Origin of the sequence: Nostoc sp. (assembly GCF_036917375.1) — a bacterium.
Taxonomy (GTDB): domain Bacteria; phylum Cyanobacteriota; class Cyanobacteriia; order Cyanobacteriales; family Nostocaceae; genus Nostoc.
In genome coordinates this window covers 1-17,370 of sequence record NZ_JBALDN010000038.1, presented here as the reverse complement: position 1 = coordinate 17,370, position 17,370 = coordinate 1, and the positions used below count along the sequence as shown (strand labels likewise).

Genomic DNA, 17,370 nt, shown 5'->3' with positions numbered 1-17,370 from the left:
GATATCCTTCGGCATCGGTGCAATAATCATGCTTTTAAGTAAAACCTTGTCCAGTCAGGATATTTAACTCATTACGTGCGACATCGAATCGCACTACTCTTTCTTCATAGTATCATTTTGCCCCCAGATGAGAGAGCAGGGGGGCAGAGGAGCAGAGGAGCAGGGGGGAACTTTCTCAGGATCTTTCCCCTCTGCCCCCTATCTCCTCTGCCCCTCTGCCTCTTGTGATGTCAGGCGGCGGAAATTGTAATCATTAGCACTGGGATGACAGCTGACACAGCTGCCAACCTGGACGGGACGTGGTAACTCAACTCCTGGATGCAAAGCTTTGAAATAACGCGAGTTGTTGAGGCGATATGGTGTTTCTTCGTCGTCTAGCTGCACGCGGGAGAAAGTCGAAAGATATTTCCACACCAAGATGCGTTGCGGATCGACTAAAGGCTGGAGTTGTGCGCCGTAGTGCTGCGAGTCTTGCAGGATATTTTTCCAAGTTTGGGTAGGTAAAACGGCTGGTGGTATGGCAATGTGACATCTGGAGCAGTTTTCTAAATAAAGTTCTTGCCCCAATTGGTATTGTGCGGGTACTACGTCAACAGTGCCAATTTCAGCGGGAGGAGTCGCACTTTGGGCGTTAGTTGCCAAGGCTAGAAGCCAGCCCATAGCTAAACTCCACGTTACAATTACCAGAAGTAAACCGAAAAATTGGCGTTTGAATTCACGTTCGGCGCTTTGCTGTAGTGCTTGACGTTGGCGTAGCTCGCCGTAGGCATCGCGGATTTTGCGCTTAACAAAAATTGACATTCCTCACATTCCCAAATATTTAAAAGTGGCGCTTGTGCTAATCATAAGACTTACGCAGTATTGGCAGTGTTTCAAATTTTGTGTAAGTAGTTTTGTCAAGCAAAACATCTTTTATATTGACAACAGTAATATAAATATCTATTCAGCGCACCACTGACTATGCAAGGAAAAATATTCTAGTAGTTTTAACCTGACTCACTAGAAAAATCAGCCACAATATCTCGGATTTCATTTGCACCAATATCTTCTCGGTCAGTTTGGAATAAATCGTTAGTAGCAAAATACTTGTAAATGACTCAAATTGATAAATCACTCGGTATCCAGCACTCTTACCTTTTTGGATACTACTGTTACGAACTCTCACCTTATAAACAATATTTGCTTTACCAATGTCCGCGTGCGATCGCCAACAATGTTCCCCTGTTGTAATTGCTCAATAATTGGTTGAACATCAGAGCGAATATTGCCAAATATTTTTGATACTCTGTAAAGTTCATGCTTAAACTCATCAGAAAATCGAATTAAAACCGTATTATCACTCTGCATCAATCCTGTCCCACAACTCGCTAATTGGTCTAGTTTGACCAGCTTTTGCTTGCTGTAAAGCTCTCCTCAAACTAGCTTTAATCTCCTCAACGGGTGTATGATCAGGGTCAACCTCTTCTGCTTCTGCTTGTTCTGGAACTAACACAATCACCCGAACCTGATGAGGATAAGTGTTTCACTGAATCGGCTCATCTAAAACTAGATTTCCTTGAGAATCAATCCTGTCGGTAACTTCGATCGCTTTCATTTATTGTCTACCTAATTTTGTAGGAGATCCTAACACGCCCAAATTCCAGCAGAATGGGGAAACTTAAGTTCAGTCAAGTCTGACTAGTATCAGGTATTTACTAAAATAGTGGTGCGAGGAAATTTTCCTGATATCTGGGATTAATTGATACGCAATGTACAAACTAACACAGAATGAACCGGAGTAAAAGCGCAGAAAAATATTTTCCCCAGCAATAAATGCAGTTACCGCCACCTCGGATAGCTATTTCTTAGCTCATCGAAGTCCTTTACATTAAGGAATAGAAACCGATCGCAATAATCGCTCAACAACAGTTCTTGCATTCCGTCCTCCTCTAGGAATAAGGCGATGGCACAGAACATAAGGGACAAGAAATTTCACATCATCAGGAATGGCATAATTACGCCCTGATAGAAAAGCTAACGCTTGGGCAGCCCGTTGTAATGCTAATGTGCCACGGGGACTGACACCAAGAGCGATTTCCTCATCTTGACGTGTTGCCCGTACCAATTCGAGAATATATTGTTGCAAGGAAGTTGCAACTTTTACTTGAGAGCAGAGGTAACGCAATTCCTGTACTTCTGCCAAGGTAATACAAGGCTGCAAATCAGCAACTTTGACACCATTTTGGAGATTTTGTAGCATCAGGAGTTCTTCTGCCTCTGAAGGATAGCCCAAACTCAGCGACAACATAAACCGATCCATTTGCGCTTCCGGCAGGGGAAAAGTACCTTGATACTCGATAGGGTTTTGAGTGGCAATGACAAAGAAGGGTTGGGGAACTGCACGAGAGACACCATCGACTGTTACCTGATGTTCTTCCATAACTTCCAATAAAGCTGACTGAGTGCGGGGTGTGGCACGGTTAATTTCGTCAGCTAATAGCACATTGGTAAAGACTGGCCCAGGAAGAAAAGTAAATTCGCCGCTTTTTGGGTTCCAGATGTTGGTACCAGTAATATCAGTTGGCAGTAAATCGGGAGTGCATTGTAGCCGCTGAAACTTGCCATCCAGCGAGCGAGCTAAGGATTTAGCGAGTAGGGTTTTACCAACACCAGGAACATCTTCTAAGAGAGCATGACCACCACCTAGCAGGGCGACTAGCACTAAACGTATTGCTTCTGCTTTGCCAACGATGGTAAGAGCCAGATTTTGTGTTAAAGCGTCGATTTTTTCTCTCATGCGTTGTAGGGAGTGGGGGGCAGGGGGGCAAGGGGGCAGGGGAGCAGGGGAGCAGCACTTCGGCTACGCTCAGTGACCAAGGAGAAGTTGCAGTAAGTTTTTTCCCTCTGCCTCTTTGCACCTCTGCCTCTTCCAATGCCCTATCTATTGTTCCCACTAAGCACTCAAAACTTCTCTAGCAACAACGCAGTCAAGTTGAATTTGTGTTTTCAAGGCTTCGAGAGAAGGAAATTTTTGTTCGGGGCGCAAAAATTTAATTAGCTGCACAACCAGTTTTTTGCCATACAAATCACCAGACCAATCGAATAAATGTACTTCCGCAGATGAATAAGTACCGTTTACAGTTGGACGATTACCGATATTCATGACACCCAAGTTTTCACTAGGAGCGGTATCTGATGTTTCATCAAGAGTGAAAACACGGACAGCGTAAACTCCTTGGCAAGGCAAAAACTTTTCTTTTGGTAATTGGAGGTTGGCGGTAGGAAAGCCAATTGTTCTGCCCAATTGTTGACCTTGAACGACATCACCAAGAAGGGTGTAGGGACGTCCTAGTAACAGATTTGCGTTTTCGATATCTCCCTGCTCAAGGGTTTGGCGGATCAATGAAGTGCTAATGCGAGCATCCTGAGTCGGAGTAGTACTGACGCAACTGGTTTGGGTGGACGAATCACCTGTATAAGTTTGTAAGGGAACGATGGTAACGGGAATATTGTGCTTGGCCGCGAGTAATTGCAAATCTTGAGCAGTACCACTGCGCTTTTCGCCAAAGCAAAAATCCTGCCCGATGCTAATTCGTTGGCATCGCAGTTGTTGCACGAGAATTTTTTCGACAAATTCTTCGGGGGTCAACGCAGACAATTCTTTGTCAAAGGGTAGTAATACCAGTTGTTCTACCCCAAGCGATCGCAATTGTTGGACTTTTTCATCCAGTGGCGTTAACAAAGTCCTGGGTTGCCCTGTAAAGAACTCCTGTGGATGGGGGTCAAAGGTGACAACTGTTGAATAAGTATATTCTTGATTAGTCAGTTGATTTTCCTTTGACTGCGGACTACTAGCTACTGACAAGTGACCACCAGCGTGCAAGACTGGTTGAATTACCTTTTGATGACCGAGATGAACACCATCAAACTTGCCAAGGGCAACAGCAGTCGGCGTTAGTAGCCCAACGCTAGAAAAAGCAACCCGCACAGAACACCCATTTTTAGACAAATTTAGCACGTGGATTCTGAGATTTTAGGTTTATTTTAGCTATCAGCAGGAAGCTACCCTATGGTAAACCACCTTAAGGAGGACATTCACCAACTGCCTATGAGGTCTTATGCTATCAGCCAGGGTGTTGATGCCACCCCTTTTAGCTATCAGCCAAAAGCCTAGCCCAAGGGAAGTCGCCCCAGATGGTTTCTTGTGCTATCAGCTTGAGAGCTAATTGCTAAGTCCAGATAACCCCAAATACCAGAGCTAAAAAGGCTCTAGTTCCGTGTTGAGACTTCAACGAGGTTTTAGTGCGATCGTCAGCCGCAATCTTAGGGCGTCTGTGGGTATCTGGGCTGTGTTGGTGAATCTATAAAGTTTATCCTCCTGTTATCGCCCCGATCCTGTGTCGGCGTGACAACTCTGGGCAGCGCTGTCTCACCGTACAGCCAACAGGGACGCTCTGGCGCTGAAAGCCTCCGATCACCAATCTAATCTAAAATCTCCAATTCCTCCGATCGCAATCTTTAGGTAGAAAACTTGCTAACAGGAAAAGATTCTGATAAGACAACTGAGGTCGGAACCTGAAGTACCAATCCTTCCCGTGCCATAATAGCACCAGGAAATTTTTCAGCGGCTTCTTTGCCGACACGATCCAAAAAGTCGTCATCGTGCGCCGGATCGTGGTGGTAAATCACCAGCGTTTTGACGTTAGCAGCTTGTGCCACTTTTACCGCTTCTTGCCAGGTAGAATGTCCCCAGCCAATTTTCGGGGATTTTGGCGAGTGGTATTCTTCGTCTGTGTAGGTAGAATCGTAAACCAGAATGTCAGCATTACGAGCTAGCCACAACACATTGTCATCGAGTCGATCGGGAAAATGTTCGGTATCAGTGATGTAAGTAGCTGCACCACCACGCCAGTTAACGCGGTATCCGACAGCTTCACCTGGATGGTTTAAAGGTGCTGTTTCTACGGTAAGGTCATCAATGTGGATTGGTTGCCCCGGTCGAATGTCGTAGAAATTTAAATTGGCTTGCATAATTTGCAAGGGTACAGGAAAGTTCGGGTGCAACATTTGATCGTTGAGGCGCTGTTCTATGGTAGAACCATCAGGTGCGATCGCGCCGTAAATATGAAAGTCATTCCCCTTTACAAACCCTGGAGTAAAGAAGGGAAAACCTTGCATGTGATCCCAGTGAGAGTGGGTAAAAAATATGTGAGCTTCTAACGGCATTTGGCGCAAAAGAGATTGCCCCAAAACATGTAGTCCCGTGCCAGCATCGAAAACTAAGCGTTTATCGCCCGCTTGCATTGATATGCAAGGGGTATTACCGCCGTAACGAACAGTGTGTGGCCCTGGGCTGGGGATGCTGCCACGAACGCCCCAAAATTGTACGGTAAATTGATTCTCTATCCTAGACATGGGTGTTGCTTGCTGGACTGAGCGGGCGATAAATGAAAAAATTGTTACTGATTTTGTCTAAAGTTTATGCTGTCTCACCGATTTTGCTAGAGGGAGAATTTCTTGGTAAAACAGCATATCCTGTTTCTGGCTGATTGTGTAAATGTGAATGAAATACGTTAGTTAAAATTTCCCAGGTTTTGGGGTGAATGTGTATCGGTTATTTCAAGAGTGCCCCTACGTTATAGCCTACTTTTTCCGTGATGCATTTGAATAACCATATTTTTTCCCTGATAAATCAAAGGATTCCAGGAAAATTGAATTCCCACTCTGATAATTTCTCTAATCCAGTTGCGTAGGTAAGATTGTATTGTAATGGAGTAATACTGATATAGTTTTTACGTACAACCTCTACATCTGTAGGTACATTTTGAGGCAGATTTAATCCGCTTGAGGGTTCCACATCCTCAATTACCTCTCCGGTTAACCAGTAGTACGTTTTTCCACGAGGATCGACTCGTTTATCAAACACATCAATGTAACGCCGTATTCCTTGACGGGTGAGAGTAACTCCGGTAATTTCTTCCCATTTGACCGCAGGAATATTAACGTTGAGTAACATTAAATCTGGCAGCGGTTTTTGGGCTAACTGGTCTACAAGAACTGTGGCAAACTTAGCAGCAGGTTGAAAGTCTTTAGATGTGTGACTCATAAGACTCAGCGCTACACTGGGAATGCCTTCAATTAAACCTTCCATTGCCGCAGAAACAGTGCCAGAATACAAGATTTCAGTTCCCAAATTCGCACCTTGATTAATACCAGAGAGAACCAAATCCGGGGGAGTTTCCAGCAAAGCCCACAGCGCCAATTTGACGCAATCTGAAGGCGTACCATCGCAAGCCCAAGCTTTGACAGCAGGATGAAAAATCTCTTCAACAATTTCGGCGCGAATCGGTTGGTGTAAAGTTAACCCGTGTCCAGTTGCCGATCGCTCTCGATCGGGGCAAACTACACTCACATCATGACCAGCCTCTGCCAAGTAGTTGGCTAGGGTACGAATCCCCAGGGCAGAAATGCCATCATCGTTGCTAATTAATAATTTCATGGTCATTAGTCATTGGTCATTGGTCATTAATCATTGGTCATTAGTTATTAGTTATTTGTTATTAGCCATTTGTCAATGTCTGAGGTCACAAGCAGCAAAAAACATTTATACTCACTAGACAATATGGCGAAATTTTGCCTACCTTTAAGACAAGTTGCTCAATCCTCAAGTCTGGTTAAGTGAGATGTGAGCTGGATTTACACGACCGCGATACTAGCCCAATCATCTCTAACTGATAAACAGAGGTTTGGTTTCAACCCTCACCTTTAGCTGATGTTAATGGTATGGCTGTAAGTTTATTTATCGACCGCTTCACAGCTTTTGAATATAGACTAATGACTAATGACCAATGACTAATAACTAATGACTAGCAATTTAGAAGCTCAACTTTTAGCACTGCGGCAAGAAGGAGAAAAAGCGATCGCAGCCGCCGACACCCTAGAACGTCTGGAGGAACTCAGAGTTAACTATCTGGGTAAAAAAGGGGAACTAGGGGCGCTGTTGCGAAGTATGGGGCAGATGAGTGCAGAGGAACGGCCAAAAATTGGAGCGATCGCCAATACAGTCAAAGAATCTTTGCAAACTAGTCTAGACCAGCAACGCGTCGCCTTAGAAGCCGCTCAAATTCAGCTACAACTAGAGGCGGAAACTCTGGATGTGACTATGCCGGGAATTTACAGCCCCCAAGGTCGCATTCATCCCCTCAACGGTATTATCGACCGGGCACTAGATATCTTTGTCGGTATGGGCTACACCGTCGCTCAAGGGCCAGAGATGGAAACAGATTATTATAATTTCGAGGCTCTCAACACCCCGCCTGACCACCCTGCGCGTGATATGCAGGATACTTTCTATCTGCCAGATGGGAATCTTTTGCGGACTCATACATCTTCGGTACAAATTCGTTACATGGAAAGAGAAGAACCACCGATTCGAGTTGTGGCTCCAGGGCGAGTTTATCGGCGAGATAATGTAGACGCGACTCACTCAGCAGTTTTCCATCAAATAGAACTTTTAGCCATTGATGAGGGACTAACTTTTACAGACCTCAAAGGCACAATTAAAGTATTTTTACAAGCAATATTTGGCGATTTACCTATTCGCTTCCGCGCCAGTTATTTTCCGTTTACCGAACCCTCTGCTGAAGTAGATTTGCAGTGGAATGGGCGCTGGCTAGAGGTAATGGGCTGCGGTATGGTCGATCCAAATGTACTTAAGTCTGTGGGTTACGATCCAGAAGTTTATACAGGGTTTGCTGCCGGTTTTGGTGTAGAACGCTTTGCAATGGTGTTACATCAAATCGATGATATTCGTCGGTTGTATGCTAGCGATTTGCGGTTTTTGCAGCAATTTTAGGGAAGCGATCGCTGTAAATAATCAGGCGTTTACTAAATCTCTTGCAAAAATCAATTGGATGAAAATTTAACCACAGATAATTACTCATGAATTATCTGTGGTTTTAAATAATAAATCATAATTGATGAATTTGGTAAACTATCAATACGTAACTTCTGTTGACGTGATATGACTGCAATCACTGGCAAACGTCTAACGCTTGAAGAATATTTAAAGTATGACGATGGCACGGATAGTCATTATGAACTTGTGGCAGGTGAGTTAGTTGCAATGCCACCCGAAAGCCCAAAAAATGTCCAGATATCTCTCTTTTTGCTGGTCACTTTTCTCAAGTTCGTCCCGTTCAATCGGTTAAGTAACAAAGTTGAAATTGTTGTTGCTGGTTCTCGTGCGACAACTCGCATTCCTGACTTAGTTGTGCTGACGGATGAACTTGCAACTGCCTTAGAAGGTGCAACGCGATCCACAATCACCCTGGATATGCCACCTCCAGCATTAGTTGTCGAAGTTGTTTCTCCTGGCAAAGCTAACGAAGACCGGGACTATCGCTACAAACGTTCCGAGTATGCCGCAAGGGGAATTGCTGAATATTGGATTGTTGATCCACAAATAAATACAGTTACCGTACTGATATTAGTTGACGGGTTTTATGAAGAAATTAGATTTACAGGAAACAGTGCGATCGCTTCTACTATTTTCCCAGAATTACGGCTAACCGCAGAGCAAGTACTCAACGCCGGATAATATCTCAAATATGCAGAAAACCAGCGTCCCAGAGTAAAATATAGTCAATAATTCTTACCCAAAATTCATGCCATGAGTCAATGGCCTTTTTACCGCAGGATGCAATAATCGCAGAAGAAAAGCTAACCAAGTATCTGCTTGTGCCGTTGCCAAAAGACGATAAATCTAAATTTCTGGCTATGGCTGGGTACACATTAGATAACTGGCAACAACTCGAACGCGATCTACGCGCTCAAGTTTTAACGCAACCTGCCGAGGCGATCAAAACAACTCGTTATGGTCATAAATATGCTATTCGTGCGTGTCTGCGAGGGATTAATGGCATTGAACTAAATATTTTAACCATTTGGATGGTTGCAAACGATACAACCAAATTTGTCACCTTAGTGCCAGATCAAGGAGCAAACTCATGAAGGTACAGTACCCTTTATTCTCCCAAGTTGCTTTAGCGCAGGACTTACCAGAATACAACCTGAAACGCGGGAATGTTGCAACAATTGTGGAACATTACCCTATGCCAGAAGGGGAAGAGGACGGGTATAGTCTGGAAGGGTTTGATTTGCCCCAGGTGACAGTCGAAGTCGCAGCATCTCAAATTATCCCCATTGCCCAGTTGCAGCAAGAAGAAATGATTTTAGCCAAGTTACGCCAGTTATCTGGAGTCAGGCTGTTGCAATTACAAGACTATCTCGATTTTCTGTTGCAAAAACAAGAGTCTGAGCATCAGAGTAGATTCAAATCTCCCACCTAAGTATTTGGCGAGAAAGTTTTTTGCGATCGCTTCTACTATTTTCCCAGAATTACAGCTAACGGCAGAGCAAGTACTAAATGCTGGATAAAGCAATACGGTTAAAAAGCAGCCAGGCGAAGTGATTTGAGAGGTGCGATCGCACAGACGTATGACTGGATTGGCTAGCAGATGAGAAAAGCATTGAATCAATTTCGAGTAATATCTCTAATATTGCTTTTACTAAAGATTAAGATTTCAATACATCTGCAACATTTCCTTACTTTATTTGAGGCAATTATACTTTTCGATGTTAAAGCTCAGTTCTTTAGACTTCGTGGATAAAACAGGAGTGACCAATGTACGTTCCTTAATTTCTTGACGATCGCCATTAATTTTTGAGAAACTCACTTTTCTACCTCCTGTTGCAATTTTTCCATAATTAGCATTATCTTCAAAGACTCGACCAGACCGCAGTTCCTTTTGTATACCTAAGCGAGTTGCATCTTGCTCCGAAGCTTCAACCAAAACTCGAACCGCATCATTCGCTAAAGCTGTTCGGAAATTTACTGGCCCTCCCCAATAGATTTTAGCGTTTTCATCAAACTTAGGCTTGCTGTCTGACTCTACAAAAAACCAGTCAACACCAATGATCAATCTGCAAACGGCCTTTTCTTTTACATCTCCAAGATATGTATTGAGAGTAGTCCACAGAAATAGTGAATTTGCCCCTATAATTTTATTTTTGTCGTTTTGTTCTAAGTATTTTTTAATCAGTTCTCTTGCATTTGTTAAACCCGGAGAATCCTGATTTTGTCCATCAGGAAATACAGCTATAGCATCTGCTTTTTTGACATCATCTGAATTTAATTCATTTATAGAGTTTCGATCTAGGACATAGGGGCCGATTACATTATTTTTTCCAAAAGATTCGGTGAACTGTATGGTCAAAGAACCAGCGAATGTTTCATTGTTTGTACTAGATGTGAAAACTGCTATTTTTTTTGCTTTTATCGAGTTTGCGTATTTTGCCAAACTTTGACCTTCTACTGCTGTAGAAGATGCTGTACGAAAAAAGATATGTTGCTTTCCATATTCTTCTGAAAGGTAGGTTGACGTACTAGTTGGAGAAACAACAACTAATCCTTTTTCTTTATACACCTCCATTGCTTTAGAAGTAATCTCAGTAGTATAATGTCCTACAATGGCTTTAATTTCTGACTTTTCTGCAAGGGCATTAGCTACATCACTTGCTCGTTGTATATTATTATCATCGTCTGCTATGACTACTTCTAAATATGAGCGACCCATATTAACTTTATCTTGTGCTTGAGCTACTCCTTGTAAAATGTGAAGTCCTGCTTCTATATTGACTGGGGCTGCGACTGCAATGGTAAGTATATTATTACGATTATTCTTATTAGAATTTCTAACTTTAGAGTTATTGAGGTATATCAAAACCTCTGCGTCTTTTAAAGCTAATTGAGCCGCACCTATGTCATCAGGTTTATTATTAACTTTATTATTTAGTACCGTTTCAGCTTTATTACGGATTGCTTGAAATTTGTTAATAGCATCTGTGTAATCCTTTCTTCCTTCTACTGCTACCTTAAAATCATCTATGCCCTCTGCCTTCAATTGTGCGTATTTGCTAGTTAAACTTCGACTGATCAACCGTTTCTCTCCAGAACTAATAAAGTCGTAGACAGGGTTAGATGGTGGATTTGGTATACAATTTTTAAAAAAAGCTAAACACGGAATCTTCGAGACATCAGAAAGAACTATAAATAATAGTAATAATCCACCCACTCCAATTAATGCAAGTAGCCAAGTAGGTATTCGATTTGGTTGTGGCGGCTCGACAGGGTTGCGTTCTTTTGACGTAATTTTTTTAATTCTACGGAGGATTTCTTCTGCTGACTGGGGACGGTCAGCAGGCTGTTCTTTCATTAAGTCATTAATCAAATCTATAAGCTTAGATTCAGAAACTTCTGACTTCCATTTCCAATCATTTAGCTTCGTATATTCATGGGGATGCTTACCGGTTAAGAGATAAACAAACGTTCGTCCAAGAGCAAAAAAATCAGACTGACGAACTGGCTGCTTACCTTCCTTAATTTCTTCAGGTGCATAACCTATAGATTCTACTTTTGTAGATTGTTGAACACTAACAGCAGTTTCATAAAGTTTAGCTGCACCGAAATCAATCAGCACCAACTCATCTTTTGCTTTTCCTGCTTTTTTTGCTCTCAGCATAATATTTGAGGGTTTTATATCCCGGTGCAGAAGATTGTTATCATGAATGAGACCTAAAATAATTGTTAACTGCCTTAGCCAATCCAACGCTTGAGATTCATCTATTATCTTTCCATGATGCTTGATTTGTTCTTCTAGATTGATTCCCTCAATGAATTCCATTACTAAACAAGGAAGTTCTTGACTTTGTGGGCTAGTAATATCAATAGAAAAGTAATCTTTGCCCTTAGGAATACGAGAATCTTCCAAATTTGATAGTACTTTTATTTCCTGCTCAAAATGTTCTCTGAGTTTTGGTTTATCACTTCTAACCAGCGTTTTTAAAACCTTTAACTAACCATTATTGTCGAGGTCTTGAATCTGAAAAACCTCATAGTTAGCTTCAGTTAGCAAAGAGGTATCTCTAAGCCTTCGGAATACACGATATTTATGGTTTAAAATGAGTGTTGTTCCACATCTATTACAACGTTCAATATCATCTGGATTTTCCCGATTGTCACACCAGTAGTTAATGCAATAACTCATAAATCTGAAAGTGTATAAAAAAGGCTATTACCACGCTATATTTTAGTTTGTCATATAGACAACCAAAAAATCTAAAAGTGAGTAGTTTTATATCTCAAAACCCTCTGTATTTACCTATAGTTTAATTAAAAACTTATAACTAGTTTTAAGGTTCGTAAAGGGAGTGGATAACTTTCTCAACATAAGGTAAAATAATAGCCACACAGACTCTTAGTCTCTAATCAGGATGGGAGCGATCGAGGCGTTGGATTAATGCCTCTAAGCTTTCCTGAGATTCTTTACCTGTCTGAGTAAGGTAAGCACTTGCTCCTAATCCAGCCACAGCCGTAAAAGTGCCTTCTTTCGTCATACCCGAAAAAACAAACCAACATCCAACCAAAGCGATCGCAATAGACGTGACAACTGCAAAAGAATGAATATTGTAACTATACTGACTTCTCCTGAGTAACTCTCGTCGAATCTCTCTTTCTGTATCTATATCAGGCTGACACTGAAGTTGCTCAGGATGAGGTGAGCTATCTAGTCTAGAAAAGGAGTTTACATCTTTGTTAGCATTGTTCTCACCGTAATCTTGGTTGTTTTTCATATAGCTCTCCTAAGCTAAAAACTTAATTCCAGTACAATGTCTCGTCTCCAAAGCAGTTTTCAACTCCTTCATCGGTTGATAACTTGAAAACCTTTTGCTTTAATAACATCATCTTGTATATAGAAACTGAGAAAATCTCAGTTTTCGCTCAGTTTTCGCTCAATTTACATACTCCATAACTGATACACAAGTGATATAAAATTGAATTACCTTCTGGCTGCGATTTATGTATGGCTCCAACCCTCAGACTATCTGATGAAGGAAAATATCTAATTGACCAAGCACGTATAAAAAAGGGATGGACACAAACTAGTCTTACCTGGAGGAAAGAAGCTGAGAAGTTTCTGAAACAACAAGGAGTGATAACTTCTTACGCTTCCGGGTCTACCCTAAAACGATTTCAAAATGGAACAGGGATTAGGACTGAAGTGTTTCAATCTTTTTGTGGAGCAGTTGGAGTAGATTGGACGACAACAATCAGAACTGACGATGCTTCTGAATCCTCAAGTGCAATTCCAAAGTTAGAATCACAATCTCTCGATTCCTTACGACAAAATCCTTTTGAAGGTGTTCCCTCAGTTGATGGTTTTTACGGTCGCGTTAATGAATTGCGACAGTTGCAGGAATGGCTAGAAGATAGCTATCGTTTGCTTATTATTTATGGTTTTGGCGGAATTGGAAAAACTCAATTAATAGCAAAAATTCTTAGAGAAAACAATGAACAGCGTTTTGCTCGACGGCTTTGGCAGAAATTCTCCTACACATTGTCTCTTGAGAACTTACTAGTTGATTTAATTCTTCGCCTACTACCTGACACTAATAGTTTGCCAAAAAATCAAGAAGAATTAATTTCAAAATTGCTAAAAGAATTGCAGAAAGAAAAGACCTTAATCATTTTAGACGAAAAGAATTTGGATGATGAAAGCCATCTTGATGAGAGTTATTCTGTTGGGTACAAACGCTACTGTGCTTTCCTAAAACAATTAAGTATAGAAAATCATCAGAGTTGTATTGTAATAACCACACAACGAAAACCTACGGATGTTACTGCTGTAGCACGCAATTCAGTAAAAACTTTAGACCTTAAAGGACTAGATATCGAGGCAGGTTTTCAGCTTTTAAAAGGCAACAATCTTAGATTTGATGAGCAAACTGGCAGAGAGTTAGTACAGCGATATAGCGGTAATCCTTTGTGCCTCCAGCTAGTGTCATCTACTATCCGCGATATATTTCATGGTAATGTGAGAGACTTTCTCTCTGGAAATTCTTTAGTTGCACCAGACTCTATTAGAGAAACAATTGAGCGACTGATTAAGCGCTTGAGTCCAGATAAAAAAGATATTTTGCGCTGTCTAGCAAGCATCTCTACACCAGTCTCTATAGATGCATTAAAACAAGAACTGCCTCATATTTCTTCTTCTCAAGTTATAGAGGCAATAATCACCCTCCAACATAGTTCACTTTTAGAGAAAGAGTCTGAGGAAGATCACTTTCTGTTTACTTTACAACCGATGGTGATGAAGTTAGTTCGGCAAAATTTAATGTACTAATCGTAGTACGATCAATCAAAAGTGAGCGATCGCATATCTCAAATTGCTTTATTAGTACTGTCTAAATTGAAAACATTAAGGTGGTTAGTCTAATTCACTAACCACCATTTTGAAACTTTATTTAACTATTCCTGAATGACCAGGAATATCTGCCAAAGGTTCAAATCTTCCACCTAAATATTTGGCGAGAAACTCTTCTGCGATCGCAACCCTCACTCAAGGCATTTTCTAGTCTGGTAAACTAAAGGCAACGCCAGTTCTGCTTCCTTCATTTATTCTATGTTCGCTGAAACCTCCTCGCGCTACGTGACCCGCAACCCTGAAATTTTGAGTGGAGAGCCAATTATTATAGCTACTCGGACATCTGTTCGTGCAATTGTCGGTCTGTGGCGATTGGGGATTATGCCAGAAGAAATCCTGAACCATTTACCACATCTGACGCTCGCACAAGTGTTTGATGCCTTGAGTTTTTATCTCGATCATCAAACCGAAATTAATGAATACATTGAGCGAAACCGAGTACCCGATGAATTAATACACCCATCTGTAAAAGCTATATTGGGGACATTGTGACGGTTTTTGCTGCCCTTTACAGCGATGAGGATATGTCAGCGTTGGTTGCTAGACTGTTGCGATCGCGCGGTCTGGATATCACAACTGTTTCGGAACAAGCAACCCTCGGCAAAACTGACCGCGAACAACTTGAATTTGCAACTTCTGTAGGCAGATGTATTCTGACACATAACCGTGTCGATTTTGAGCGGTTGCATCTCCAGTATATAGAGGAAAATAAAGAACATTTTGGGATTATCGTTGTGCCTCAGAAAACGCTTATGAAGTCGCGCAACGGATTGGCATTCTGGTAAGCACACTAACGGCTGATGAAATTAGGAATCAGTTGTTGTATGGATAAATCCTTCCAAATTAAAAATATCAAGGTGGTCAGTGAATGACACTAACCACCATGCGTGAAACTCTATTTAACTATTCCTGAATGACCGGGGATATCTGCCAAAGGTTCAAATCTACCGCCTAAGTATTTGGCGAGAAACTCCTCTACGATCGCAAAAAAGTGCAACCGATTTTCTGGTCTGGCAAAACCATGTCCTTCATCTGTGTAAAGTGCATATTGCACTGGTAAACCAGCCTGTTGCATTGCGTTGACAATTTGATCGCTTTCTGATTGTTTCACTCGCGGATCGTTTGCACCTTGACCGATTAGTAAAGGTTTTTGAATCCGGTCAGCGAAAAATAAAGGCGATCGCGATTTCAAAAATTCCTCTTCTGTCTCTAAATTACCAACGCGATGATAAAGCATTGCCTTCAATGGTTCCCAATAAGGCGGTATAGTTTCTATCAAAGTAATCAGGTTACTTGGCCCGACAATATCCACGCCAGCCGCAAATATTTCTGGTGTAAAAGTCAATCCTACTAAAGTGGCGTAACCTCCATAAGAACCGCCCATAATCGCAATCTTTTGCGGATCGGAAATGCCTTGTTCCACTAGCCAGTTAACAGCATCAATTAAGTCATCGTGCATTTTACCAGCCCATTCTCGATTTCCAGCATTCAAAAATGCTTTACCGTAGCCAGTGGAACCGCGAAAGTTCACTTGCAGAACAGCATAACCCCGGTTAGCTAGCCATTGCGCTGTAGGAGAGAAACCCCAAACATCCCGCGCCCAAGGGCCGCCGTGAACCAGCAGTACTGTTGGGAGATTCTGCGAAGGTATTCCCACAGGGGTTGTCAGGTAACTGTGGATAGTTAAGCCATCGCGCGCTTCGTAGGAAATCGGTTGCATTGAAGCTAATTGCAAAGCTTCGAGTTTGGGTTGGTTGCTAAAAAGGAAAGTGCTAGTTTTGGACTCTCGGTTGTAGGCATAGTAGTAAACTGGCCCATTGTCAGTTCTATAAGCTACTAGCCAGGTTTTATCTTCCAAGTCGCGGCTAATTATGGAGAATTCTCCGGGACGCACCTTGGCGATTTCCTCAAAATCTGCGGCAATACTTTGGTCAATTACCTGCCATTCCTGTTTATCTTTGTAGAAAGAAACTGCTTGGATAACTCGCGTTAATGGATGAATAATTATCCCCACAACATCATACTGCTCATCTTCAGCAATGACAGTTTCTTGACGGCTATCTAGGTCAACAGCTAGCAGACGTTTGGCGTTAGCATCGTGATTCCCTTGAATGTAAAGGGTTTTACCATCATCTGAGAAGCTAACAGAATTCCCTTCCTCTTCTGGCCCCCAGTGGCGGAGAATTTCCCACTGTTTATCTGATTTCTGCAATAACAAATCGTAACCACCATCGGGTGTACTAGCTGTTGCTGCACGTATTTGAAAATCAGCGTCAGATGTCCAACTGATAATGTTACCGGGGTTATCAGTGTCGAACTCAACCGCACCATTTTTAAGGTTAATGCGGTAAACGTCAAACTTTTGAGGATTGTTCAAGTTCAACGCTACCAGCATTTGATCTGGAAATTTGGGTTCCAGTTCCACAAGTTCTGCTTTCACACCTTGGAATGGCGTTAAGTCACGCACAATTTTGGAGTGAATATTAACCAAGTGAAGGTGAAAGTTCTCGTCGCCATCCGAGTCTTGCATATAAATCAACTGGTCGGCGTTATAAGTCCAGAAGAAAATGCGGATACCGCGCTTTTTGTCGGCAGTAAGTATCTGGTCGTCTTCTTGTCCTATAGTTCGCAACCATACCTGCAAGACATTTTTCTCATCAGGGGCGATATATGCCAAGTACTTGCCATCAGGGGAGAGTTGTGGGCTAGTTTTTTCAGGATTCCCAAACAGGATTTCGCGCGGAATCAACGGTGGTAGGGAGGGCGCTTGAGCAGATGACATATTTTTATCCTCTACTTGACTACCCTATTGTCACTTGGTGGTGAAAATGACAATTCATCCAATAGGATGAACCTAGTACCGCAAGGCGGAAGTCAGAAGTCAAAGTCTTTTATATTCGGTGATGAGTCTTTGATACTCGTGAACAAGTCTTTTATACTCGGTGACGAGCCTTTTATACTCGTGAACGAGTCTTTAGACATCTCCAAAATAGTATTATTCTGTGATAAAAGAAGATTAAAGAGTTATTTTTACACAGAAGCATGAGCAATATACTGAATTACATTG

Annotated in this window: 17 protein-coding genes and 1 pseudogene; 7 read left to right on the top strand and 11 right to left on the bottom strand. The window is 41.9% G+C overall.

Annotation, left to right across the window (positions count from 1 at the left end):
- Positions 1 to 198: 198 nt before the first annotated feature.
- The 7 genes and pseudogenes from V7K45_RS09290 to surE form a co-directional block, all read right to left on the bottom strand.
- Positions 199 to 801, bottom strand: coding sequence for a cytochrome C (locus tag V7K45_RS09290; protein ID WP_335002595.1), 603 nt, complete (start codon positions 799 to 801; stop codon positions 199 to 201).
- Positions 802 to 1,161: 360 nt separating this feature from the next.
- Positions 1,162 to 1,347 carry a hypothetical protein gene (locus V7K45_RS09285; protein ID WP_335002593.1) on the bottom strand — a complete coding sequence of 62 codons (186 nt, stop codon included), beginning with the start codon at positions 1,345 to 1,347 and terminating at the stop codon, positions 1,162 to 1,164.
- Positions 1,337 to 1,594: pseudogene (locus tag V7K45_RS09280) on the bottom strand (type II toxin-antitoxin system RelN family antitoxin). The gene V7K45_RS09285 and the pseudogene V7K45_RS09280 overlap by 11 nt, the downstream one beginning before the upstream one ends.
- A 273-nt stretch (positions 1,595 to 1,867) precedes the next feature.
- Complete coding sequence (locus tag V7K45_RS09275) at positions 1,868 to 2,776, bottom strand: AAA family ATPase (RefSeq protein WP_335002591.1); 909 nt, start codon at positions 2,774 to 2,776, stop codon at positions 1,868 to 1,870.
- 156 nt (positions 2,777 to 2,932) lie between these two features.
- Positions 2,933 to 3,997, bottom strand: a complete 1,065-nt coding sequence (locus tag V7K45_RS09270) for a bifunctional riboflavin kinase/FAD synthetase (RefSeq protein ID WP_335002589.1) — start codon at positions 3,995 to 3,997, stop codon at positions 2,933 to 2,935.
- A 500-nt stretch (positions 3,998 to 4,497) separates the two neighbouring features.
- Positions 4,498 to 5,394: an MBL fold metallo-hydrolase gene (locus V7K45_RS09265; protein ID WP_322675259.1), complete on the bottom strand. Its 897-nt coding sequence runs from the start codon at positions 5,392 to 5,394 to the stop codon at positions 4,498 to 4,500.
- Between the two features lie 277 nt (positions 5,395 to 5,671).
- Entirely contained in the window at positions 5,672 to 6,478 is an 807-nt protein-coding gene (gene surE, locus V7K45_RS09260) for a 5'/3'-nucleotidase SurE (protein ID WP_335002586.1), read from the bottom strand.
- A gap of 363 nt (positions 6,479 to 6,841) precedes the next feature.
- Here surE and pheS point away from each other — a divergent pair, with 363 nt between their 5' ends.
- The 4 genes from pheS (at position 6,842) to V7K45_RS09240 (ending at position 9,329) form a co-directional block, all read left to right on the top strand.
- Positions 6,842 to 7,834: a phenylalanine--tRNA ligase subunit alpha gene (gene pheS, locus V7K45_RS09255; protein ID WP_335002584.1), complete on the top strand. Its 993-nt coding sequence runs from the start codon at positions 6,842 to 6,844 to the stop codon at positions 7,832 to 7,834.
- A gap of 168 nt (positions 7,835 to 8,002) precedes the next feature.
- A complete protein-coding gene (locus V7K45_RS09250) occupies positions 8,003 to 8,578 on the top strand; it encodes a Uma2 family endonuclease (protein WP_335002582.1) in 576 nt (191 codons plus the stop codon).
- Between the two features lie 80 nt (positions 8,579 to 8,658).
- Entirely contained in the window at positions 8,659 to 8,991 is a 333-nt protein-coding gene (locus V7K45_RS09245) for a DUF6883 domain-containing protein (protein ID WP_335002580.1), read from the top strand.
- Positions 8,988 to 9,329, top strand: a complete 342-nt coding sequence (locus tag V7K45_RS09240) for a DUF4926 domain-containing protein (RefSeq protein ID WP_335002578.1) — start codon at positions 8,988 to 8,990, stop codon at positions 9,327 to 9,329. The genes V7K45_RS09245 and V7K45_RS09240 overlap by 4 nt, the downstream gene beginning before the upstream one ends.
- 261 nt (positions 9,330 to 9,590) lie before the next feature.
- Here the strand turns inward: V7K45_RS09240 and V7K45_RS09235 are convergent, their stop codons facing one another.
- From V7K45_RS09235 to V7K45_RS09225, 3 genes are all read right to left on the bottom strand, one after another.
- A complete protein-coding gene (locus V7K45_RS09235) occupies positions 9,591 to 11,876 on the bottom strand; it encodes a bifunctional serine/threonine-protein kinase/ABC transporter substrate-binding protein (protein ID WP_335002597.1) in 2,286 nt (761 codons plus the stop codon).
- Positions 11,877 to 11,894: 18 nt separating this feature from the next.
- Entirely contained in the window at positions 11,895 to 12,086 is a 192-nt protein-coding gene (locus V7K45_RS09230) for a 4-Cys prefix domain-containing protein (protein WP_335002577.1), read from the bottom strand.
- A 217-nt stretch (positions 12,087 to 12,303) separates the two neighbouring features.
- On the bottom strand, positions 12,304 to 12,672 hold the full coding sequence (locus V7K45_RS09225; RefSeq protein WP_335002575.1) for a TRADD-N-associated membrane domain-containing protein: 369 nt from the start codon (positions 12,670 to 12,672) through the stop codon (positions 12,304 to 12,306).
- Positions 12,673 to 12,902: 230 nt separating this feature from the next.
- Between V7K45_RS09225 and V7K45_RS09220 the strand changes: the two genes are divergently transcribed.
- The 3 genes from V7K45_RS09220 (at position 12,903) to V7K45_RS09210 (ending at position 15,088) form a co-directional block, all read left to right on the top strand.
- Positions 12,903 to 14,222, top strand: coding sequence for an NB-ARC domain-containing protein (locus V7K45_RS09220; protein ID WP_335002573.1), 1,320 nt, complete (start codon positions 12,903 to 12,905; stop codon positions 14,220 to 14,222).
- A gap of 279 nt (positions 14,223 to 14,501) precedes the next feature.
- Positions 14,502 to 14,795, top strand: coding sequence for a DUF433 domain-containing protein (locus tag V7K45_RS09215; RefSeq protein ID WP_335002570.1), 294 nt, complete (start codon positions 14,502 to 14,504; stop codon positions 14,793 to 14,795).
- Positions 14,792 to 15,088 (top strand): DUF5615 family PIN-like protein, encoded by a 297-nt coding sequence (locus V7K45_RS09210; RefSeq protein ID WP_335002568.1) that lies wholly within the window; start codon positions 14,792 to 14,794, stop codon positions 15,086 to 15,088. The genes V7K45_RS09215 and V7K45_RS09210 overlap by 4 nt, the downstream gene beginning before the upstream one ends.
- Positions 15,089 to 15,198: 110 nt before the next feature.
- Here V7K45_RS09210 and V7K45_RS09205 read toward each other — a convergent pair whose 3' ends face one another.
- Complete coding sequence (locus tag V7K45_RS09205; protein ID WP_335002566.1) at positions 15,199 to 17,085, bottom strand: S9 family peptidase; 1,887 nt, start codon at positions 17,083 to 17,085, stop codon at positions 15,199 to 15,201.
- Between the last annotated feature and the right edge of the window lie 285 nt (positions 17,086 to 17,370).

Bases quoted from the DNA above. Each gene is read 5' to 3' on its own strand.
- V7K45_RS09290 (WP_335002595.1), bottom strand. From the start codon at position 801: ATGTCAATTTTTGTTAAGCGCAAAATCCGCGATGCCTACGGCGAGCTA.
- V7K45_RS09285 (WP_335002593.1), bottom strand. From the start codon at position 1,347: ATGCAGAGTGATAATACGGTTTTAATTCGATTTTCTGATGAGTTTAAG.
- V7K45_RS09275 (WP_335002591.1), bottom strand. From the start codon at position 2,776: ATGAGAGAAAAAATCGACGCTTTAACACAAAATCTGGCTCTTACCATC.
- V7K45_RS09265 (WP_322675259.1), bottom strand. From the start codon at position 5,394: ATGTCTAGGATAGAGAATCAATTTACCGTACAATTTTGGGGCGTTCGT.
- surE (WP_335002586.1), bottom strand. From the start codon at position 6,478: ATGAAATTATTAATTAGCAACGATGATGGCATTTCTGCCCTGGGGATT.
- pheS (WP_335002584.1), top strand. From the start codon at position 6,842: ATGACTAGCAATTTAGAAGCTCAACTTTTAGCACTGCGGCAAGAAGGA.
- V7K45_RS09250 (WP_335002582.1), top strand. From the start codon at position 8,003: ATGACTGCAATCACTGGCAAACGTCTAACGCTTGAAGAATATTTAAAG.
- V7K45_RS09245 (WP_335002580.1), top strand. From the start codon at position 8,659: ATGGCCTTTTTACCGCAGGATGCAATAATCGCAGAAGAAAAGCTAACC.
- V7K45_RS09240 (WP_335002578.1), top strand. From the start codon at position 8,988: ATGAAGGTACAGTACCCTTTATTCTCCCAAGTTGCTTTAGCGCAGGAC.
- V7K45_RS09230 (WP_335002577.1), bottom strand. From the start codon at position 12,086: ATGAGTTATTGCATTAACTACTGGTGTGACAATCGGGAAAATCCAGAT.
- V7K45_RS09225 (WP_335002575.1), bottom strand. From the start codon at position 12,672: ATGAAAAACAACCAAGATTACGGTGAGAACAATGCTAACAAAGATGTA.
- V7K45_RS09220 (WP_335002573.1), top strand. From the start codon at position 12,903: ATGGCTCCAACCCTCAGACTATCTGATGAAGGAAAATATCTAATTGAC.
- V7K45_RS09215 (WP_335002570.1), top strand. From the start codon at position 14,502: ATGTTCGCTGAAACCTCCTCGCGCTACGTGACCCGCAACCCTGAAATT.
- V7K45_RS09205 (WP_335002566.1), bottom strand. From the start codon at position 17,085: ATGTCATCTGCTCAAGCGCCCTCCCTACCACCGTTGATTCCGCGCGAA.